The following is a 17,016-nucleotide window of genomic DNA, read 5'->3' on the forward strand; positions in this document are numbered from 1 at the left end:
GTAGATAGGGGTGGTGAGGTGAAACGACGAACAGTCTCAATCTTAACTTTTATTTTATTAGTGGTAATGATTTCACTATTATCAGTTTTTATGGCTAGTCAGGCTCATTTAAGTCGAGCAGAAGAAGAAACAATCGCCTTGGTTGAAGTTGATCATACGGTCAAGAAGGTTAACCAATTTTATTGGACAACCACCGATCAGTCATGCTTTACGATCGACTTTATCGATGATCAAGCTGAACGTTTTTATGCGATTGTTGAAAGGGAAGGGGGAGATATTCATTATTTCCCTTACCAAGAATTGATCAAGGAAAGTGATGCGAAGTCAATTACTGCTAGTGAAATCAAAGATCCTCAAATCATGCAAGCTCGATTAGGATTATATAAAGAGAAACCTGTATGGGAAATGACTTTACGTAATTCAAATCAGACAATCTCATATTTTATCTTAGATGCAAAAACAGGAGAGTGGGTTCAAACCCTCTCTAATATTTAAGGAGGAGAATAAATGGAATTAATTACCATGGATCAAGCGAGTGCTCATGTGGATGAGACTGTCCAAGTGAATGCTTGGTTGACTAATAAGCGATCATCTGGAAAAATCGCCTTCTTACAATTAAGAGATGGCCGTGTTAATTTTCAAGGAATCGTATTAAAGCAAGAGGTTGGAGAAGAAGTTTTTCATCAAGCAAAATCCTTAGGACAAGAAAGTTCTATACGTTTAACTGGAATTGTTCAACGTGATGATCGGTCTTCTTTAGGCTATGAGTTACTTATTAAGTCGATTGAATTAATTGGAGCGAGTGAAGATTATCCAATTACCCCTAAAGAGCATGGGACTGACTTTTTAATGGATCACCGTCACTTATGGTTACGGTCTAACCGTCAACATGCCATTATGCTTATTCGAAATGAGTTAATTCGTGCTACCTATAAATTCTTCAATGATCGTGGATTTATTAAGATTGATCCCCCTATTTTAACAGGATCGGCTCCTGAAGGAACGACAGAATTATTCCATACTGAATATTTTGACCAAGATGCTTATCTATCCCAGTCTGGTCAGCTTTATATGGAAGCAGCGGCCATGGCATTTGGTAAAGTTTTTTCTTTTGGACCGACATTTAGAGCGGAAAAATCTAAAACTCGTCGTCATTTAATTGAATTTTGGATGATGGAACCTGAAATGGCTAATTGTGACCATGAAGAAAGTCTAAAAATTCAAGAAGAATATGTTGCTTATTTAGTACAGAATGTCTTAGATCACTGCCAAATGGCATTGGAGACTTTGGGACGTGACCAAGACCAATTACGTAAATATACGAAATTACCCTATGCACGCATTGAATATACCGATGCGATTGAACTTTTAAAAGAAAATGGTTTTGATGATATTGAATGGGGACAAGATTTTGGATCACCTCATGAAACCTTTGTCGCTAACCAAAATGATCAGCCGGTCTTTATCGTTAATTGGCCAAAATCGATTAAACCATTTTATATGAAAGAGAATCCCGATAATCCAGAAACCGTGCTCTGTGCGGATATGATTGCGCCTGAAGGTTATGGGGAAATCATTGGCGGTTCTCAACGGATTGATGACTATGATAAGATGGTTGAAAATATTAAAGCCTATCAGCTTGATCCAGAAACCTATGCCTGGTACCTCGATTTAAGAAAATATGGATCGGTTCCACATTCAGGATTTGGTTTGGGGCTTGAAAGAACAGTTGCTTGGATTTGTGGTATTGAACATATTCGAGAAACTGCTCCATTCCCACGTTTATTACACCGCTTGTATCCATAAAAAGAAGGAGGGAATGATCGCATGAGTGAATCAATCTATGATTGGATGAAGTCGGGATATACAATCATTCCCAATATTTTAATACAACGATTTGCTCAGTTAAAATTAACATCTGACGAATTTGTGGTGGTAGTCTATCTGTTAGAGCATATTCATAACCATCAATCTGTCGATACAGTGGCTTCCATCGCGAATCAACTTGGTTGGTCAAGCGAAAAGCTGTATGCTAATCTTAATTCACTTTTAGATAAAAACTATTTAAATATTGAATTAGTATCTAATGATCAAGGAAAAAAAACAGATCATTATACCCTTAGGCCGTTGTTTGATTATTTAAATGATCAGATGCATAAGGAACAGACATCAAGCCAAGCTGTTGGACAACAGAAAACGAGTGTTCTTCAAAATGAAACTAAGATGAGTCAATTGCTCCAACAATTTGAGGAAGGCTTTGGGCGTGGTTTATCGTCTTCTGAATTAGATATGGTTAATCAATGGATTAACCAAGATAAGTATTCGCTGGATCTCATTCAATTAGCTTTAAGAGAGGCCATGATTCGAGAAGCTTATTCTTTTAAATATATTGATCGTATTCTATTAAATTGGCAGCAGAATAATATTAAAACTTATGAAGAAGCTAGAGCTTATATTCAGGCATTCGATCAAAAATCCATTCGATCTGCTTCAGATTATCAAGAACCATCACTAAAAGATCAAAATAACTATCAGATCCCCATTATTGATTGGGGATCATCCTAAAATCCAAACTCATAAAGAGGCTGTGACATAAGTCCACCAAAAAACCGGCTGAATCGTTGATATTACAACGATTCAGCCGGTTTTTATGTTATAATTAAGTTAATCAATAAAAAAACAGAGGACCTCACCCCTCTGTTTCCATTTCAATCCTAGAAAGGACCAAAAAATGCATACTCATTATAACCTAAATCAACTTTATTTGGAAGTCTCTTATCAATACCGCCCTCAAGAAGATCACATCAGCTACTATATTCATCAATTTGTGGACTCTCTAGAGATTCATTATCCCTATCTCTTTGGTCGTCCTCGTAAATATGACTTCTCGATGTTACTCAAGTTATTATTATATGCTTATTCTCGCGGTGTCTTCACCAGTCGCTCGATGGAACAATTGGCTCGCGAAAATCTGCCCGCTATCTGGTTGTGTCAAAATGAAGTACCTTCTTACCGTACAATTTGTCGATTTAGACAGTCCGATGAATTAGCTGACATTCTTAAACAAAGTTATGATGAATTTGTGCGGTATTTAAGACAACAACGACTTATCGATGATCATCTCTTTATTGATGGGACAAAAATCTTAGCGGATGCCAATAAGTACAGCTTTGTCTGGAAAAAGAACACGATCCGCTTTGAAGCAATGAATCGACAAAAGATGACCGAACTCGTCAATGAAATGCGTCAGTATTATCAAATGGGGTTGATTCCAGAAGAGACCCCACTAACGCTTGAAGGGCTTGAAGAAACCATTACCCAGCTTGAAGTTCGCTTAGAAGACTTAGAGGAAACCATCGAAGAGTCTCCTCGGTTGTCACCGAATCCTCACAAAAAGGAGCGGCGAAAAGTCAAGAGTCAATTGAGGCGCATGAAACATTGTCATTCCAAGCATCAACACTATCAAACGCAACGAGCCATCTTAGGTGAACGTCATTCGTATTCAAAAACGGACCCCGATGCGACCTTTATGCGAATGAAAGAAGATCCCATGAAGAATGGTCAGTTGAAACCGGGCTATAATTTACAGATTGCCACCTCTCATCAGTTTGTTTTAGCTTATGAACTTTTTTCAAACCCGACAGATACGCGGACATTAAGACCTTTCTTTGAGAGTCATCAATCACTGTTTCGCTCCTTTTCAGTGGTGAGTATGGATGCAGGATATGGCTCTGAAAGTAACTATACTTATCTTGAAGAAAGCTTTCCCGAAATCACCGCATTAATTCCTTATGGCACGTATCTTAAAGAACAGAGTCGAAAATGGCGAAGTGACGACTCAAAAGTCATGAATTGGGACTATGATGAAAAAGAAGACTGTTACGTCGATCCTCAAGGGGTACGATTTAATTTCGTCGCTTATCGCACCCGAACGGATAAGTATGGTTTTGAAAGAAATTTTAAAGAGTATCAAGCAGAACGGATCGATGAGAATCAACAAGAAATTGAAGCAGCCCTTACTCAGAAAGGATATGTCCGAAAAATTACGGTTAATCCTTCGTATGACTACTTCAAAGCCAAGCAAAGGGGGCTCTTAAAAGATCCGAAATATCGTCCAATTTATAGCCAGCGGAAGATCGATGTTGAACCAACATTTGGTCATCTGAAGGCTTGTTTGGGATTCACTCGATTTCATGTTCGAGGGAAACAGGCCGTGAATAATGAGATGGGATTAGCTCTAATGGCAGCTAACCTAAGAAAATTGCGATTAAGAAAGACAGAAAAAGAAAGAACCCAGAAATTTTACTCCTATTGGATAAAATTTCTGGGTATTTTTGAGACTTGTGTCACAGCCTCTTTTTATTTATTGAAAACTTTAAAAAGGAAAGATAAAGGGTTATATTTTTATTGTTAATCATTGTATATATTTAATGTTAACTATCACAAAAGAAAGACTGATCAAAAAAGAGGCTTCAAGCCATTCTTCATCTGAAGTGCCCCCAAAAAGTTGGACCAAAATCCAACTTTTTGGGGGCACTACAATCTCTTGAAACCTCTTTTAGTGCTTTAATTTTAATAACTTTGGCTGTCATAACTTTGGTTTGGTTCACTCTCATTGGGGTTAGGCGGTCCAGTTAGACTTGTTTCTTGACTGTGGCCGGGAGACTCATCGGTTGTCTGGCTCGTTTCTTCTGAACTAATCGTTAATTCAAAATGTAAGGTTAAGGTGTCAGATGACATATAGCCATTAATAATTCTTAATCCCAGTTGGTAATTTCCGGGTGCAGGGGCATCCACTTTGAATTCTGTATCTTTACCCGTATAGACGACTTGACCGTTTAAGGTCAGTTCAAAGTCTCCTTCGATCGTCAATGGATCCCATTTAGCCTCAATTTGCTTTGTTTCTTCATTGTATTCCGCATCGAATCCAGTCGGTGGATCCAGACGGTTATACTTTTCTGATACTTGTTTAGGAGTTGTTCCTTTAATAAATAATTCAGAGGCAATTAGTTCCGCTGGGGTATAGGCCGAAGGGAGCATTAATGGATCACTGTACTTCTCAATATCCGAACGCTCTACAGATTCGGGTTGCTGCCAATCGGTATTTGGAACACGTTGACTTAAGAAGGTCATCATCTCACGATATATTTTTTGAGGAATTTCAGAATCTTGGTAAGACAGTTGATGTCCGGTTTCCATTGGATTATCGTAGCCTACCCAACTAGCAATGGCGAATTGAGGACTCATCCCAACATACCAAGCATCGGGTGTGGCATAGGCGTCTTGACTAAGACCTAATTGAGCTCTTTGGTCAGCTGTATAGTTCGTGGTTCCTGTTTTTCCAGCGTGGTATAGTTGTTCAATTTGAGCACTTGTTGCGAAGGATTTGGGAACTCCTTTCAACATATCCACTAACATATAAGCCGTAGAATCTTTCATGGCCTGACGTCCTTGTGCTTCAAATGAATGTTCATTACCTGCCTGGGTAATCACTTTAGAAACGGTATAAGGCGTGTGATATTGCCCATAATTAGCAATTGTGGCATAGGCTGCAGATAATTGAATCGGGGTAATTTCACCACCAATGGCGTTAGATTCGACTAATTCCTTTTGATTATTATTGGTAATATTAATATCCATTTTTTGAAGGAAGGAGTATGCTTGATCCAATCCAACAGCTTGGAGTGTTTTTAAAGCAGGAATATTTCGAGATCCTACTAAGGCTTCACGCATTGTTTGATTGCCCTTATAGGCTCGATCATAATTAAAAATTTCATCACCGGAAGAATAGTGATAGGCTTCATCAACAATTAATTGGCCGGTTGAATAATTAAGGTACTCAATGGCAGGACCGTAACTTGAAAGAGGCTTGATGGTTGATCCGACAGAGCGATTTAAGGAAGCAGCACGATTTAATCCCATGGCTACTTTTTGATTACGGCCTCCTAGAATGGCATATAATTGACCGTTATCAACATTAATAATAGAAACTGCCGTCTGCATATCCTGATTTGGGAAGAGTTCTCCATGTTGATTATGGACGGTTTCGTAAAGATGCTTTTGAACCTGAGAATCTAAATTGGTATATACTTTCAACCCATCTGTAAAAATGTTGAGATGAAGTTTATCTTCGACTTCTTGAGCCACAACATCGATATAGGCATCCAACATTAAATCTTCTTGACTTAAGCCTGCTTGGCTTAAAGGTTTAAGCATAGATTCAATCGATTGATCAACCGCTTGACTATACTGACTTTGATCAATTATTTTCTGGTCCAACATTACTCTAAGTACTAAATCACGTCTTTTTTTAGCTTGATCTGGATGCTTGTAAGGATCATATTGACTGGGTGCTTGAGGGATACCGGCTAATAGGGCGGCTTCAGATAAGGAGATTTGGTCAATATCTTTTCCAAAAAAAGCTTTTGCGGCTGTTTTTGCACCATAAACATTGTTGGAATAAAAAAGCTTATTTAAATAAAGTGACAAAATCTCATCTTTAGATAATTTTTGCTCTAGACCGATTGATAACCAAGCCTCTTGGGCCTTCCTTTTAAGGGTCTGATCTTCAAAATCCGTTGAAAAGACGGAAAGTTTGACCAATTGTTGGGTAATCGTAGATCCTCCTTGAGCAATATCACCTGCCCTTAGGTTGGCTAAGGCTGCTCCCAGGATTCGAATAGGGTCGATCCCTTTATGACGATAAAAGCGGGTATCTTCAATCGCTAAGACTGCTTCTTTAAGATTTGCAGGAATGTCACTATCATTGAGTAGTTCACGATTTTGACCGCCTAACTTACGAATCAGTTGGCCTTCACGATCATAGAGTTCAGAGGATACTTGACCTTGAAGGTCTTGCATTGTTAATTCAGGAGCCGAGCTAATATAATGGGCAAAAAGGCCAGCCCCAGTTAGAACAAGCAAGAAGAATAATAAAAGACAGCTAATAAGAATCCGTTTAAACCAGATCTTCCCTTGATGTGGTTTTTTTCTTTTTTGTTTATATTTTTTTCGTTCAATACGACTTCCTGTGGCCATATTATTCACTCACTTTCTATTTAGGACTGCTTGGTTGATCTGCTAAATATTGATCGACAGCTAGGAGATAATCGATTTGCGGGAATACGCCTTGCTTGCAAAGGTAGGCGTTTTCCTTAATATAATCATAAGAGATGGATGCTTTAGGGCTATGGTCAAGCCAATTTGCCAAATCTTGGTAAGGAAGTAAAAAGACTTCTTGTTGATTGGTAAAGCAAATCATTAGGAAAACTAAGCCACCTTGTTCAAAACAAGCTTTCATATGGTTGATTTGATGATCTTTTAAGTTTGATAATGGAAATGAACGCTTATTCTTCGTTTCTTTCGCTTCAAAATCAATATAAAAGCCTTGATAAATTCCGTTATAATCAGTTGTCGAAGCTTGACGATAATATGCTTCACTGATTCGAGCAGCAGATCGTTTGGGGTAATCCACTTTGACGACTTGTATAGGTGTTGGTTTTTTATGAATAACAGCGATATTTCTTTGCAAGTAGAAACGATTGGATTCGTTAATTCGTTCTTCCAATGACATCCCACGGCTGCCATAGTTAATTGTACGATTAACTGGATTGGTTTGAATACTCGAACGAGGAACTTGCCCCTTGGGATAGCGCACCATATTTTTTCCCCCTTAGAATTATTATAACGAATTCTAATTGATAAACCTAGTTCTTATTGTTTGATCATAGTCTAACAAATAATCATGAATTTTTTGTATAAAAATTCTGAATATATCCGCTAAAATGGGGAAATGAGTTTACAAATCACTTGATCTTCGTTAGAATAATAGAGTATGTTAATTTTATACTAGTCGTGGAGGATAATAATTTATGACAAAATTTGAAAAAACGAATACTAATGAAGGTGTTTTAACTTTTACAATTCCAGCAGAAAAAGTACAAGCAGAATTAGATCGTGCCTTTAAGAAGGCGCGAAAGAATATTTCTGTACCAGGTTTTCGTAAAGGGAAAGTTCCTCGCCAAATCTTTAATAATGTATATGGTGAAGAAAGCTTATATCAAGAAGTTCTTAACCAATTGATTCCTGGTGCATACCAAGAAGCTGTTGAAGCGGAAGGTTTACAAGTGGTTGCTCAACCTGAAATGGATATTGAATCCCTTGAAAAACATAAAGACTGGGTTATGACCGCAAAAGTAACATTAAAACCAGAAGTTAAATTAGGGGACTATAAAGGACTTGAAGTTGAAAAACAGGATCGTGATGTAACTGATGAAGAAGTGCAAGCTCGTCTTGAATTAAAACAAAAACAATTAGCAGAATTAGTGGTTAAAGAAGGAGCAGCTAAATTAGGCGACACCGTTATTATCGACTTCGAAGGATTCTTAGGAGATGAAGCCTTTGAAGGTGGTAAGGGTGAAAACCACTCCTTAGAATTAGGTTCAAATAGTTTCATTCCTGGTTTTGAAGACCAGTTAGTTGATGCTAAAGCAGGTGATGATGTTGAAGTAAAAGTTACTTTCCCAGAAGATTACCATGCTGAAAACTTAAAAGGAAAAGAAGCTACCTTTAAAGTAAAAGTTCATGAAGTGAAATCAAAAGAAATTCCTGAACTAGATGATGAGTTTGCGAAAGATGCTGATGACGAAGTAGAAACTTTAGATGAGTATAAGAACAAACTACGCGTTCAAATTAAAGAAGAAAAAGAAGCTCAAGCCGCTGAATTTGTAGAAGATCAAGCGGTTCGTAAAGCAGTAGAAAATGCGGAAATCGTTGAATTACCACAAGTAATGGTGGATGAGGAAGTTCAACGTCAAATGGACCACTTCTTAAATAATTTGAAACGTCAGGGAATTAACGAAGACCTATATTATCAAATTTCAGGTACAGACCGTGATGGATTACGTAAGAATTTTGAAGAAGAAGCAGATTTAAGAACAAAAACAAACTTAGTGCTTGAAAAGATCGTTGAAGAAGAAGCAATTGAAGTTTCAGAAACTGAAATTGAAGAGGAAGTAAATAAACTTGCTGAACAGTATAATATGGATGCTAAGCAAGTACGTCAATATGTGACAGAGGACATGTTAACCGGAGACATCAAATTAAAGAAAGCCTTAAGCTTAATTGTTGACTCTGCTAAAGAAAAATAATATTCTAATAGTATGAAATGAATTACATTGAGGGATTGCAAAGTCAAGGAATCATGACACTTTGCGTCCCTTTTTACTATCAAGAATAAGTTTACTCAAAGAAAGGGGTAACTATGGCAAAATCAACTGGGTTTCAGGATTACTATTGTTCTTTTTGTGGAAAATCCCAAGAAGAGGTCGATAAGATAATTGCAGGACCGGATGTGTATATTTGTAATGAATGTGTCGATCTTTGTAAAAACATTATTAATGAAGAAAGACAACTGGAGGGGGCTCTAGTAGATGTTCAAATGCTCAAACCCCAGGAAATCTTAGATAAATTGAATGAATACGTGATAGGTCAAGATGAAGCCAAGAAATCCTTAGCTGTGGCCGTGTATAATCATTACAAGCGGGTTTTACATCAAGATGAAGAGTGTGATATCGAACTTCAAAAATCCAATATCTGTATTGTTGGGCCAACTGGTTCCGGAAAAACCTACTTAGCCCAAAGTTTAGCTCGAATTATCAATGTTCCATTTGCCATTGCCGATGCGACTACTTTGACCGAAGCTGGTTATGTGGGGGAAGATGTTGAAAATATCTTACTAAAATTAGTCCAAGCAGCTGATTATAATATTGAACGAGCTGAAAAAGGAATTATTTATATTGATGAGATCGATAAAATTGCTAGAAAATCTGAAAATGTATCGATTACGCGGGATGTTTCAGGAGAAGGGGTACAACAAGCCTTATTAAAGATCCTAGAGGGAACGGAAGCTAATATTCCACCTAAAGGTGGCCGTAAACATCCAAATCAAGAATTTATAAAAATGGATACGAGTCAGATCCTCTTCATTGTTGGAGGAGCTTTCGCCGGTTTAGAAACAATTATTAAAGAGCGTTTGGGTGCAAAAGTTATTGGTTTTGGTACCGACAGTCACAGTCTACGGACTGATAAGAATTTGATGCAACTAGCCGAACCTGAAGATCTCCTTAAATTTGGATTAATCCCTGAATTTATTGGACGACTTCCAATTCTAACGGTATTAAATGCTTTGACAGAATCCGATTTAATTCAGATTTTGACACAACCCAAGAATGCCTTGGTTAAACAATATCAACGGCTAATGGCTATGGAGGATGTTGAACTAGAATTTGAAGAAAATGCATTAGCAGCCATTGCTAAATTAGCCATTGAACGTGAAACTGGGGCACGAGGCTTGCGTTCTATCCTTGAATCAACCATGTTGGATATCATGTTCGAAGTACCTAATCGAAGTGATATTAAGCGAGTTGTTATTACCGAGTCCTTGGTACAAGGACAAGGGCAGGCTAAATTCTATGATGCAAATCAAGAAGAAATAAACTAGGTGACCTATGCAAATTAAAGAAGCAAATTTTGTTATTTCAGCGGTTAAGCCAGATCAATATCCTCAAGATGATCTCCTAGAAGTCGCTTTAGCAGGTAGGTCTAATGTTGGAAAGTCAAGTTTTATTAATCGGATGGTTCAAAGAAAAGCATTGGCTCGAACGTCTAGTCAACCGGGGAAAACCCAGACTCTAAACTTTTATGAGATTAATAAAAGCTTCCGATTTGTTGATGTTCCTGGTTATGGTTATGCGCGTGTTTCTAAACAAAGCAGACATGCTTTTAGCAAACTTAATGCAAGCTATCTTTCACAACGTCCCAATATCGCTTTACTATTTTTGTTGATGGATATTCGGCACGAACCAACTCGTTTAGATAAAGAAATGTTTGCTTTTGCTGAATCTTTGGATATTCCTTTTGCGGTTATTTTGACAAAGTTAGATAAAATTAAACGCAGTCAAGTCAATAAACACTTGTCCATGTATAAAAAAGCTTTAGATCTACCTACAACGGATGCACTTTTTCCTTTTTCTGCTAAAGATGGGGCAGGGGCAGAAGCGATCTGGCAAGTGATCAATCGTTTTATTCAAGAAGAAGTATAATCCTCTTCGAAAGGAGGCGCTTTTTGGTTAAAATTCCAAATGAGGTCATTGATCGAGTAAGGCAAACAGTTCGAATAGAAGAAGTCGTTGGTCATTATGTTGAACTTAAAAAAAGAGGCCAAAATTATGTGGCTTCTTGTCCTTTTCATGAAGACCGTAATCCGTCTTTTTCGATTCATACACAGAAACAAATATATAAGTGCTTTTCATGTGGACGTGGAGGGAATGTTTTTGGTTTCTTACAAGAAATCGAGTCTATTTCATTTGTTCAAGCGGTAAAGCGTGCGGCTGAACTTGCCCATCTCGAACTGGATAAGCAGTATTTTCAGGAAGATCCTGGACTTCAAATCGATCCACAAAAACAGAGTTTATATCGTATTCACGAAAAAGTTCAAGAATTCTATGCTTATTATTTAGTTCATACTCAAAATGGCCAAGCAGCCTTAGATTATCTTCATGATCGAAAATTAAAAGATGACACAATCCGAACTTTTGGACTTGGCTTAGCTCCCGAAAATTCTGAACTAGTCTTGGCATATTTAGAGCAAGAGGCTTTTTCTAAAAAAAGTCTTTTGGATTCGGGAATATTCTATCTTGATCAACAAAATCGTTTGCAGGATCGATTTAGTGGGAGGATTATTTTTCCATTAAGAAATCGTTCAGGAAAACCCATTGCCTTTTCTGGACGTCGTTATCGACCAGCTGATGATCGAGGCGGAAAGTATATTAATTCACCGGAGACGGACTTATTTCAAAAATCCAAGTTAATCTACAATTTGGATTTGGCTCAATCTGAAATTCGAAAACAAAATCAAATCTTGATCTGCGAGGGTTATCTTGATGTTATTAGTTTGTATCAAGCTGGATTCCAACAGGTGGTTGCAAGTATGGGAACTTCTTTAACCAGAGACCACCTTGCTTATCTGACGAAGTTAGCGAATGAATTAATCTTTGTTTTTGATGGGGATCAAGCAGGTCAAAATGCCACGATTAAGGCCTTTCAATTGACCACTGATTTTAAGGAGACTCGTTTTAAGGCAATAAAGATTCCCCAAGAAAAAGATCCCGATGAATTTATTAAGTTGAAGGGAGCTCCTGCTTTTGGGCAGTTAATTCACCAGGCTTTTTCCTATTATGAATTCTATAAGGAGTATCGAAAAGGCGACTTTAATCTTAAGGATGCTCAAGGACTCTCACAATATATTGAAAGTCTCTTGAAAATATTATCGACCGTTCAGTCACCGATTGAGCGTCAATTATATGTCGGTCAGTTAGCCCAAGAATATGATCTAGATAGTGACTTGTTGGAAGAGCAATTGGCTCGCATTCACCCCGCTCAATCATCCGCTTCTTCTTTCAAACAATCTAGCAAAACTAGAAGAGATACTCAAGCTACAATTGCTTCTAGTTCAAGTGAGGTTGCTTCTAGCTTACCTATCAAATCACAAGCTGCCTTTCAAGCTGAAAAAGTGTGGCTAGGACAATTGATATTTTATGAAGACTCCTGGAATTTTGTGAATCAACAAAAGCAGATGCCTTTAATGTATCATTCCTTTGCACAAAAGGCCTTTAATTATTTATGCGATTATTATTATGAAGGACATCCATTTCCTTTAACAGGAATTGTTGATCAGATGGAAGATCCGCAAGTTAATCAACTTTTAACGAGTATTCTATGGGATCATACCCCTTTGGATTATCAAGTTCAGACTATGCCCGATTGTCTTGCTATAATTTATCAAGCTTTTAAACAACAAGAGATTGAAGAATTAAAAGTAAAATTATCAAAATATACTAAAGAACAAGATCAAGAACTTGCTAAAGAAACGATTTTAAAGATTATGACCATCGAGCGACAATTAAAAAAGAAAAACTAGGAGGTTAATTATGTCCCAAGAAAATGAAAACAAAGAAAAAAAGAATCCAGATCTTGAACAAAATGAAATCAGACTCCCTCTTAAGCAGGCAACAGAAGAACTGATTCGTTTAAAAAAGCTTAGTGGACAAATTCTGTATGATGAGTTGACGAAGGAGCTTGCAATACCATATAGTCTTGATGCGGACCAAATTGATCAGCTCATTCAGACCATTGAAGATCAAGGCATTGCAGTGGTTGGTGAAGATGGTGGACCGACCAAACAACAAATGGTTAAGGCAGAAGCAAATGAAAGTAATGAAAAACTGTCCGCGTCACAAAAAATTCAGGCTTCTAAAATAAAAGTCGCTGATCCAGTTCGTATGTATCTAAAAGAAATTGGTCGAGTGGATTTACTAACAGCTGATGAAGAGGTAGAAATTGCTAAGCGCATTGAAGCAGGTGATGAAATTGCTAAACAAGAACTAGCGGAAGCCAACTTACGTCTAGTGGTATCCATTGCTAAGCGCTATGTGGGACGTGGAATGTCCTTTCTGGATTTAATTCAAGAAGGAAATATGGGTCTGATGAAGGCTGTTGAAAAATTTGATTATACCAAAGGGTTTAAGTTTTCTACTTATGCAACTTGGTGGATTCGCCAAGCGATTACACGGGCGATTGCTGATCAAGCTCGGACGATCCGAATCCCAGTACATATGGTTGAAACCATTAATAAGCTTGTCCGAATTCAACGACAACTTCTACAAGACTTGGGTCGCGAACCAACACCCGAAGAAATCGGTGCAGAAATGGATCTGCCAACGGAAAAAGTACGGGATATTTTAAAAATTGCTCAGGAACCTGTTTCCTTAGAAACACCTATTGGAGAAGAAGATGACTCTCATTTAGGTGATTTTATTGAAGATGACGGTGCCTTAAGTCCTGAAGAATTTACAGCGTCATCTTTATTGCGTGAACAACTAGAAGATGTTTTAGATACTCTTACTGATCGTGAAGAAAATGTCTTAAGACTTCGATTTGGATTAGATGATGGGAATATTCGTACCCTAGAACAGGTTGGTAAAGTATTTGGGGTTACTCGTGAACGTATACGTCAAATTGAAGCTAAAGCTTTACGCAAGTTGCGTCATCCTTCTCGTTCGAAACAGTTAAAGGATTTTCTAGAATAAATGAACGTAAAGGCCGTGACAAAGTGTCGTGGCCTCTTTTTTTAAACAAAGACTCTATTGTCTAGCTACAAGTGATTCGTTAAAGGGGTTAATATGAAAAAAATAAATCTATCTAAACGCTTGAAGAGCGTGGCTCATTGGATTGAGACTCAAGTCCCGTCACCCATTCATCTACTAGATATTGGAAGTGACCATGCTTATTTACCGATCGCTTTGATCCAAGCAGGCATTATTCAATCAGCTATAGCGGGTGAGGTGGTGGAAGGTCCTTACCAGTCAGCTTTGAGCCAGTCTATCGAATGCCAAGTAACGGATCGGTTACACGTCCGTTTAGGCGATGGCTATCAAGTTTTAAAGGAAGATGATCATGTGAATGTCACATCGATTTGTGGAATGGGAGGTCAATTGATTCGTAAAATTTTAGAAGAGGGCTTATTAGAGCATAAATTAACTCCCCGTCTCGTGCTTCAAGCCAACAATCACGAAGAACTCTTACGGTCTTTTCTTTGGGAGCATGGTTATCGAATTGAACTTGAACAATGGCTTCAAGATAAGGGAAAAACTTATAATTTAATGTTTGCTAGTCAAGTTGGCAAAGTTATTAATTATTCAACACGTGATTTAAAAATGGGTAAAAAAGACCGGATAATTTTTGATGCTAGCTATTTAGAGTATTGTCAGCATCAAATCTCAAGTTTAAATCGAATTATTGAAGAAATGTCACAAGCACAATCTAAAGATGCTAACTTTGATCAAACTATTGATAGCATGCAGAACAAATTAAATTGGTTTAAGGAGGAAGTTGAAAGATGCCCATTTTGTTAAAGGATGTCATTCATATTTTGGAAGCGTGGTACCCAGCTTGTTTGGCTGAATCATGGGATAAAGTAGGGCTTCATTTTGGTCACCGATTAGCCCCAGTCCGAAAAATAATGTTGGCCCTGGATCTACGCTTAGAAGTTATCGAAGAAGCGATCGAAGCAGGGGTGGATACACTGATTGTTCATCATCCACCTATTTTCTCACCGATTCAACGGTTTGATTATCAAGATAATCAAACAAAAGTCTATCAAGCAGCTGTAAAGGCGGATTTAAATGTTTTTGCCATGCATACCAATTTTGATCGGGCTAAAGAAGGTATGAATGACATCTTGGCTAGACGGCTGGAACTAGAAAACGTAAGCGATTTATACCCGGTTGAAACCCCCTTGACAAGTTTAGGCCGAGTGGGCTATTTGAAACAAGCCTTAAACCGTACAGACTTGCTTGATCATATTCGGAGAACTTTTGATTTGGAGCAATTAAAGCTTATTGAAAAAACACCTCAAGATATATACCAAAAAGTAGCCATTTTAGGAGGTTCTGGTGCTGATTTCTTTAATGAAGTGGCTGCTTGCGGTGCTGATGTCTTTATTACTGGAGATGTCACTTATCATAAGGGTCAGGATCTTTATGAAACAGACTATCTAACAGTGGATGTAGGTCATTACGTGGAACATTATTTTATGGAACCTGTAAAAGAGAGATTAGAAGAAGAATTTTTAAAAAATCAGTGGTCAATTGAAGTGATTTCTAGTAAAGTTAAGACAGATCCATTTGACTATTGTTAATAAAGGAGAGATACCATGGACTTTTTTGAAGAGGTAAAGGAACGTTTTATTCGTTATGCTAAGATTAATACTCGCTCAGATGAAACAAGTGAGACAATTCCTTCGACAGAACGTCAGTTTGATTTACTAAATCTTTTAGTGGAAGAATTACAAGCGATGGGAATGGAAGAGGTTGAGCTCAATCCATCCAATGCCTTTGTAACTGCGACTCTACCCGCAAACTGTCAAGCAACCGTTCCAAGCATTGGATTCATTTCCCATGTTGATACCGCTGATTTTAATTCAGAGAAAGTTAATCCACAAATTCATTCCGATTACCAAGGACAAGTTATTCCCTTAAATGATCACGTTGATTTATCGCCCGAAGAATTTCCTAGTTTATTAAATTATAAAGGTCAGACTTTAATTACCACAGATGGGACAACCTTACTCGGTGCAGATGATAAGTCTGGGATTGCTGAGATAATGACAGCCATGGATTACTTAATTAAACATCCTGAAATTAAGCACGGAAAAGTTCGCGTTGCTTTTGGTCCGGATGAAGAGATTGGTCGGGGTGCTGATCATTTTGATGCAGAAGGATTTGGAGTAGATTTTGCTTATACAATGGATGGAGGTCCGGTAGGTGAATTACAATATGAATCCTTCAATGCTGCTCAAGCTGTCTTAAAGATTCAAGGAAAAAATATTCACCCTGGCACTGCCAAAGGAAAAATGATTAATGCTGTGATGATTGCCAGTGAATTTATTCAAGCCTTACCAAGTAAAGAGGCTCCTGAATATACAGAGGGACGTGAAGGCTTCTATCATGTCTTACAAGTTCAAGGAACCGTTGATGAAGCAATGGTTCAATTAATTATTCGTGATTTTGATCGTGAGCAATTCCAAGCACGCAAAGACCAAGTTACTGCCATCGTTGATCAAATTAATCAAGCCTATGATCATCTAGTCGTTGACTTAAGCATGAAGGATGAATACTATAACATGGCTGAAGTTATTAAGAAAGATATGACACCAGTGGACTTAGCTCAAAAAGCGATGGAATCACTCGATATCCCGGTAGATATTAAAGCAATTCGAGGCGGTACCGATGGTTCCAAGATTTCCTTTATGGGAATTCCTACACCGAATATTTTTGCAGGTGGCGAAAATATGCACGGACGTTATGAATATGTGGCAGTCGAATCAATGATCAAAGCTGCGCAAGTCATTATTAAGATCGTTGAATTAAATGCGCAAGCTTAACAAACATTTTGAGG

At 37.8% G+C, this 17,016-nt stretch carries 14 protein-coding genes; 12 read left to right on the forward strand and 2 right to left on the reverse strand.

The genetic code is table 11. The features are described from left to right. The first annotated feature begins 18 nt into the window (after positions 1-18). The 4 genes from HMPREF9706_RS01205 to HMPREF9706_RS01220 all read left to right on the forward strand — a co-directional run bounded on the left by HMPREF9706_RS01205 (position 19) and on the right by HMPREF9706_RS01220 (position 4,414). On the forward strand, positions 19-495 hold the full coding sequence (locus HMPREF9706_RS01205; RefSeq protein WP_006907521.1) for a hypothetical protein: 477 nt from the start codon (positions 19-21) through the stop codon (positions 493-495). A gap of 12 nt (positions 496-507) precedes the next feature. Further along, a complete protein-coding gene (gene asnS / locus HMPREF9706_RS01210) occupies positions 508-1,806 on the forward strand; it encodes an asparagine--tRNA ligase (protein ID WP_006907522.1) in 1,299 nt (432 codons plus the stop codon). A 21-nt stretch (positions 1,807-1,827) separates the two neighbouring features. Further along, entirely contained in the window at positions 1,828-2,565 is a 738-nt protein-coding gene (locus HMPREF9706_RS01215) for a DnaD domain-containing protein (protein ID WP_006907523.1), read from the forward strand. Positions 2,566-2,731: 166 nt separating this feature from the next. Further along, positions 2,732-4,414, forward strand: coding sequence for an IS1182 family transposase (locus tag HMPREF9706_RS01220; RefSeq protein WP_006907524.1), 1,683 nt, complete (start codon positions 2,732-2,734; stop codon positions 4,412-4,414). Positions 4,415-4,572: 158 nt separating this feature from the next. On the opposite strand, the gene HMPREF9706_RS01225 is transcribed toward HMPREF9706_RS01220, so the two are convergent. Both HMPREF9706_RS01225 and recU read right to left on the reverse strand, forming a co-directional pair. Next, positions 4,573-7,038 carry a transglycosylase domain-containing protein gene (locus HMPREF9706_RS01225; protein WP_006907527.1) on the reverse strand — a complete coding sequence of 822 codons (2,466 nt, stop codon included), beginning with the start codon at positions 7,036-7,038 and terminating at the stop codon, positions 4,573-4,575. A gap of 16 nt (positions 7,039-7,054) precedes the next feature. After that, positions 7,055-7,660: a Holliday junction resolvase RecU gene (gene recU / locus HMPREF9706_RS01230; protein WP_006907528.1), complete on the reverse strand. Its 606-nt coding sequence runs from the start codon at positions 7,658-7,660 to the stop codon at positions 7,055-7,057. A 211-nt stretch (positions 7,661-7,871) separates the two neighbouring features. On the opposite strand from recU, the gene tig reads away from it, so the two are divergent. The 8 genes from tig (at position 7,872) to pepT (ending at position 17,002) form a co-directional block, all read left to right on the forward strand. Then, positions 7,872-9,149 (forward strand): trigger factor, encoded by a 1,278-nt coding sequence (tig, locus tag HMPREF9706_RS01235; protein WP_006907529.1) that lies wholly within the window; start codon positions 7,872-7,874, stop codon positions 9,147-9,149. A 113-nt stretch (positions 9,150-9,262) separates the two neighbouring features. Beyond that, positions 9,263-10,501, forward strand: coding sequence for an ATP-dependent Clp protease ATP-binding subunit ClpX (clpX, locus tag HMPREF9706_RS01240; protein WP_006907530.1), 1,239 nt, complete (start codon positions 9,263-9,265; stop codon positions 10,499-10,501). A gap of 7 nt (positions 10,502-10,508) precedes the next feature. Then, positions 10,509-11,102, forward strand: coding sequence for a ribosome biogenesis GTP-binding protein YihA/YsxC (gene yihA / locus HMPREF9706_RS01245; protein WP_006907531.1), 594 nt, complete (start codon positions 10,509-10,511; stop codon positions 11,100-11,102). A gap of 23 nt (positions 11,103-11,125) precedes the next feature. Beyond that, positions 11,126-12,979, forward strand: coding sequence for a DNA primase (dnaG, locus tag HMPREF9706_RS01250; RefSeq protein WP_006907532.1), 1,854 nt, complete (start codon positions 11,126-11,128; stop codon positions 12,977-12,979). Between the two features lie 10 nt (positions 12,980-12,989). After that, positions 12,990-14,147: an RNA polymerase sigma factor RpoD gene (rpoD, locus tag HMPREF9706_RS01255; RefSeq protein WP_006907533.1), complete on the forward strand. Its 1,158-nt coding sequence runs from the start codon at positions 12,990-12,992 to the stop codon at positions 14,145-14,147. A gap of 93 nt (positions 14,148-14,240) precedes the next feature. Then, positions 14,241-14,972, forward strand: coding sequence for a tRNA (adenine(22)-N(1))-methyltransferase (locus HMPREF9706_RS01260; protein WP_006907534.1), 732 nt, complete (start codon positions 14,241-14,243; stop codon positions 14,970-14,972). Beyond that, positions 14,957-15,757: a Nif3-like dinuclear metal center hexameric protein gene (locus HMPREF9706_RS01265; protein ID WP_006907535.1), complete on the forward strand. Its 801-nt coding sequence runs from the start codon at positions 14,957-14,959 to the stop codon at positions 15,755-15,757. The genes HMPREF9706_RS01260 and HMPREF9706_RS01265 overlap by 16 nt, the downstream gene beginning before the upstream one ends. A 15-nt stretch (positions 15,758-15,772) precedes the next feature. Beyond that, complete coding sequence (gene pepT / locus HMPREF9706_RS01270) at positions 15,773-17,002, forward strand: peptidase T (RefSeq protein WP_006907536.1); 1,230 nt, start codon at positions 15,773-15,775, stop codon at positions 17,000-17,002. The last annotated feature ends 14 nt before the right edge of the window (positions 17,003-17,016 follow it).

It is taken from the genome of Facklamia hominis CCUG 36813 (assembly GCF_000301035.1).
In the GTDB taxonomy this organism is placed as follows: Bacteria; Bacillota; Bacilli; order Lactobacillales; family Aerococcaceae; genus Facklamia; species Facklamia hominis.

Excerpts from the sequence above, each read along its gene's own strand:
- HMPREF9706_RS01215 (WP_006907523.1), top strand. The coding sequence starts at position 1,828 with ATGAGTGAATCAATCTATGATTGGATGAAGTCGGGATATACAATCATT.
- pepT (WP_006907536.1), top strand. The coding sequence starts at position 15,773 with ATGGACTTTTTTGAAGAGGTAAAGGAACGTTTTATTCGTTATGCTAAG.
- HMPREF9706_RS01265 (WP_006907535.1), top strand. The coding sequence starts at position 14,957 with ATGCCCATTTTGTTAAAGGATGTCATTCATATTTTGGAAGCGTGGTAC.
- recU (WP_006907528.1), bottom strand. The coding sequence starts at position 7,660 with ATGGTGCGCTATCCCAAGGGGCAAGTTCCTCGTTCGAGTATTCAAACC.
- yihA (WP_006907531.1), top strand. The coding sequence starts at position 10,509 with ATGCAAATTAAAGAAGCAAATTTTGTTATTTCAGCGGTTAAGCCAGAT.
- rpoD (WP_006907533.1), top strand. The coding sequence starts at position 12,990 with ATGTCCCAAGAAAATGAAAACAAAGAAAAAAAGAATCCAGATCTTGAA.
- clpX (WP_006907530.1), top strand. The coding sequence starts at position 9,263 with ATGGCAAAATCAACTGGGTTTCAGGATTACTATTGTTCTTTTTGTGGA.
- HMPREF9706_RS01220 (WP_006907524.1), top strand. The coding sequence starts at position 2,732 with ATGCATACTCATTATAACCTAAATCAACTTTATTTGGAAGTCTCTTAT.
- tig (WP_006907529.1), top strand. The coding sequence starts at position 7,872 with ATGACAAAATTTGAAAAAACGAATACTAATGAAGGTGTTTTAACTTTT.
- HMPREF9706_RS01225 (WP_006907527.1), bottom strand. The coding sequence starts at position 7,038 with ATGGCCACAGGAAGTCGTATTGAACGAAAAAAATATAAACAAAAAAGA.
- asnS (WP_006907522.1), top strand. The coding sequence starts at position 508 with ATGGAATTAATTACCATGGATCAAGCGAGTGCTCATGTGGATGAGACT.
- HMPREF9706_RS01260 (WP_006907534.1), top strand. The coding sequence starts at position 14,241 with ATGAAAAAAATAAATCTATCTAAACGCTTGAAGAGCGTGGCTCATTGG.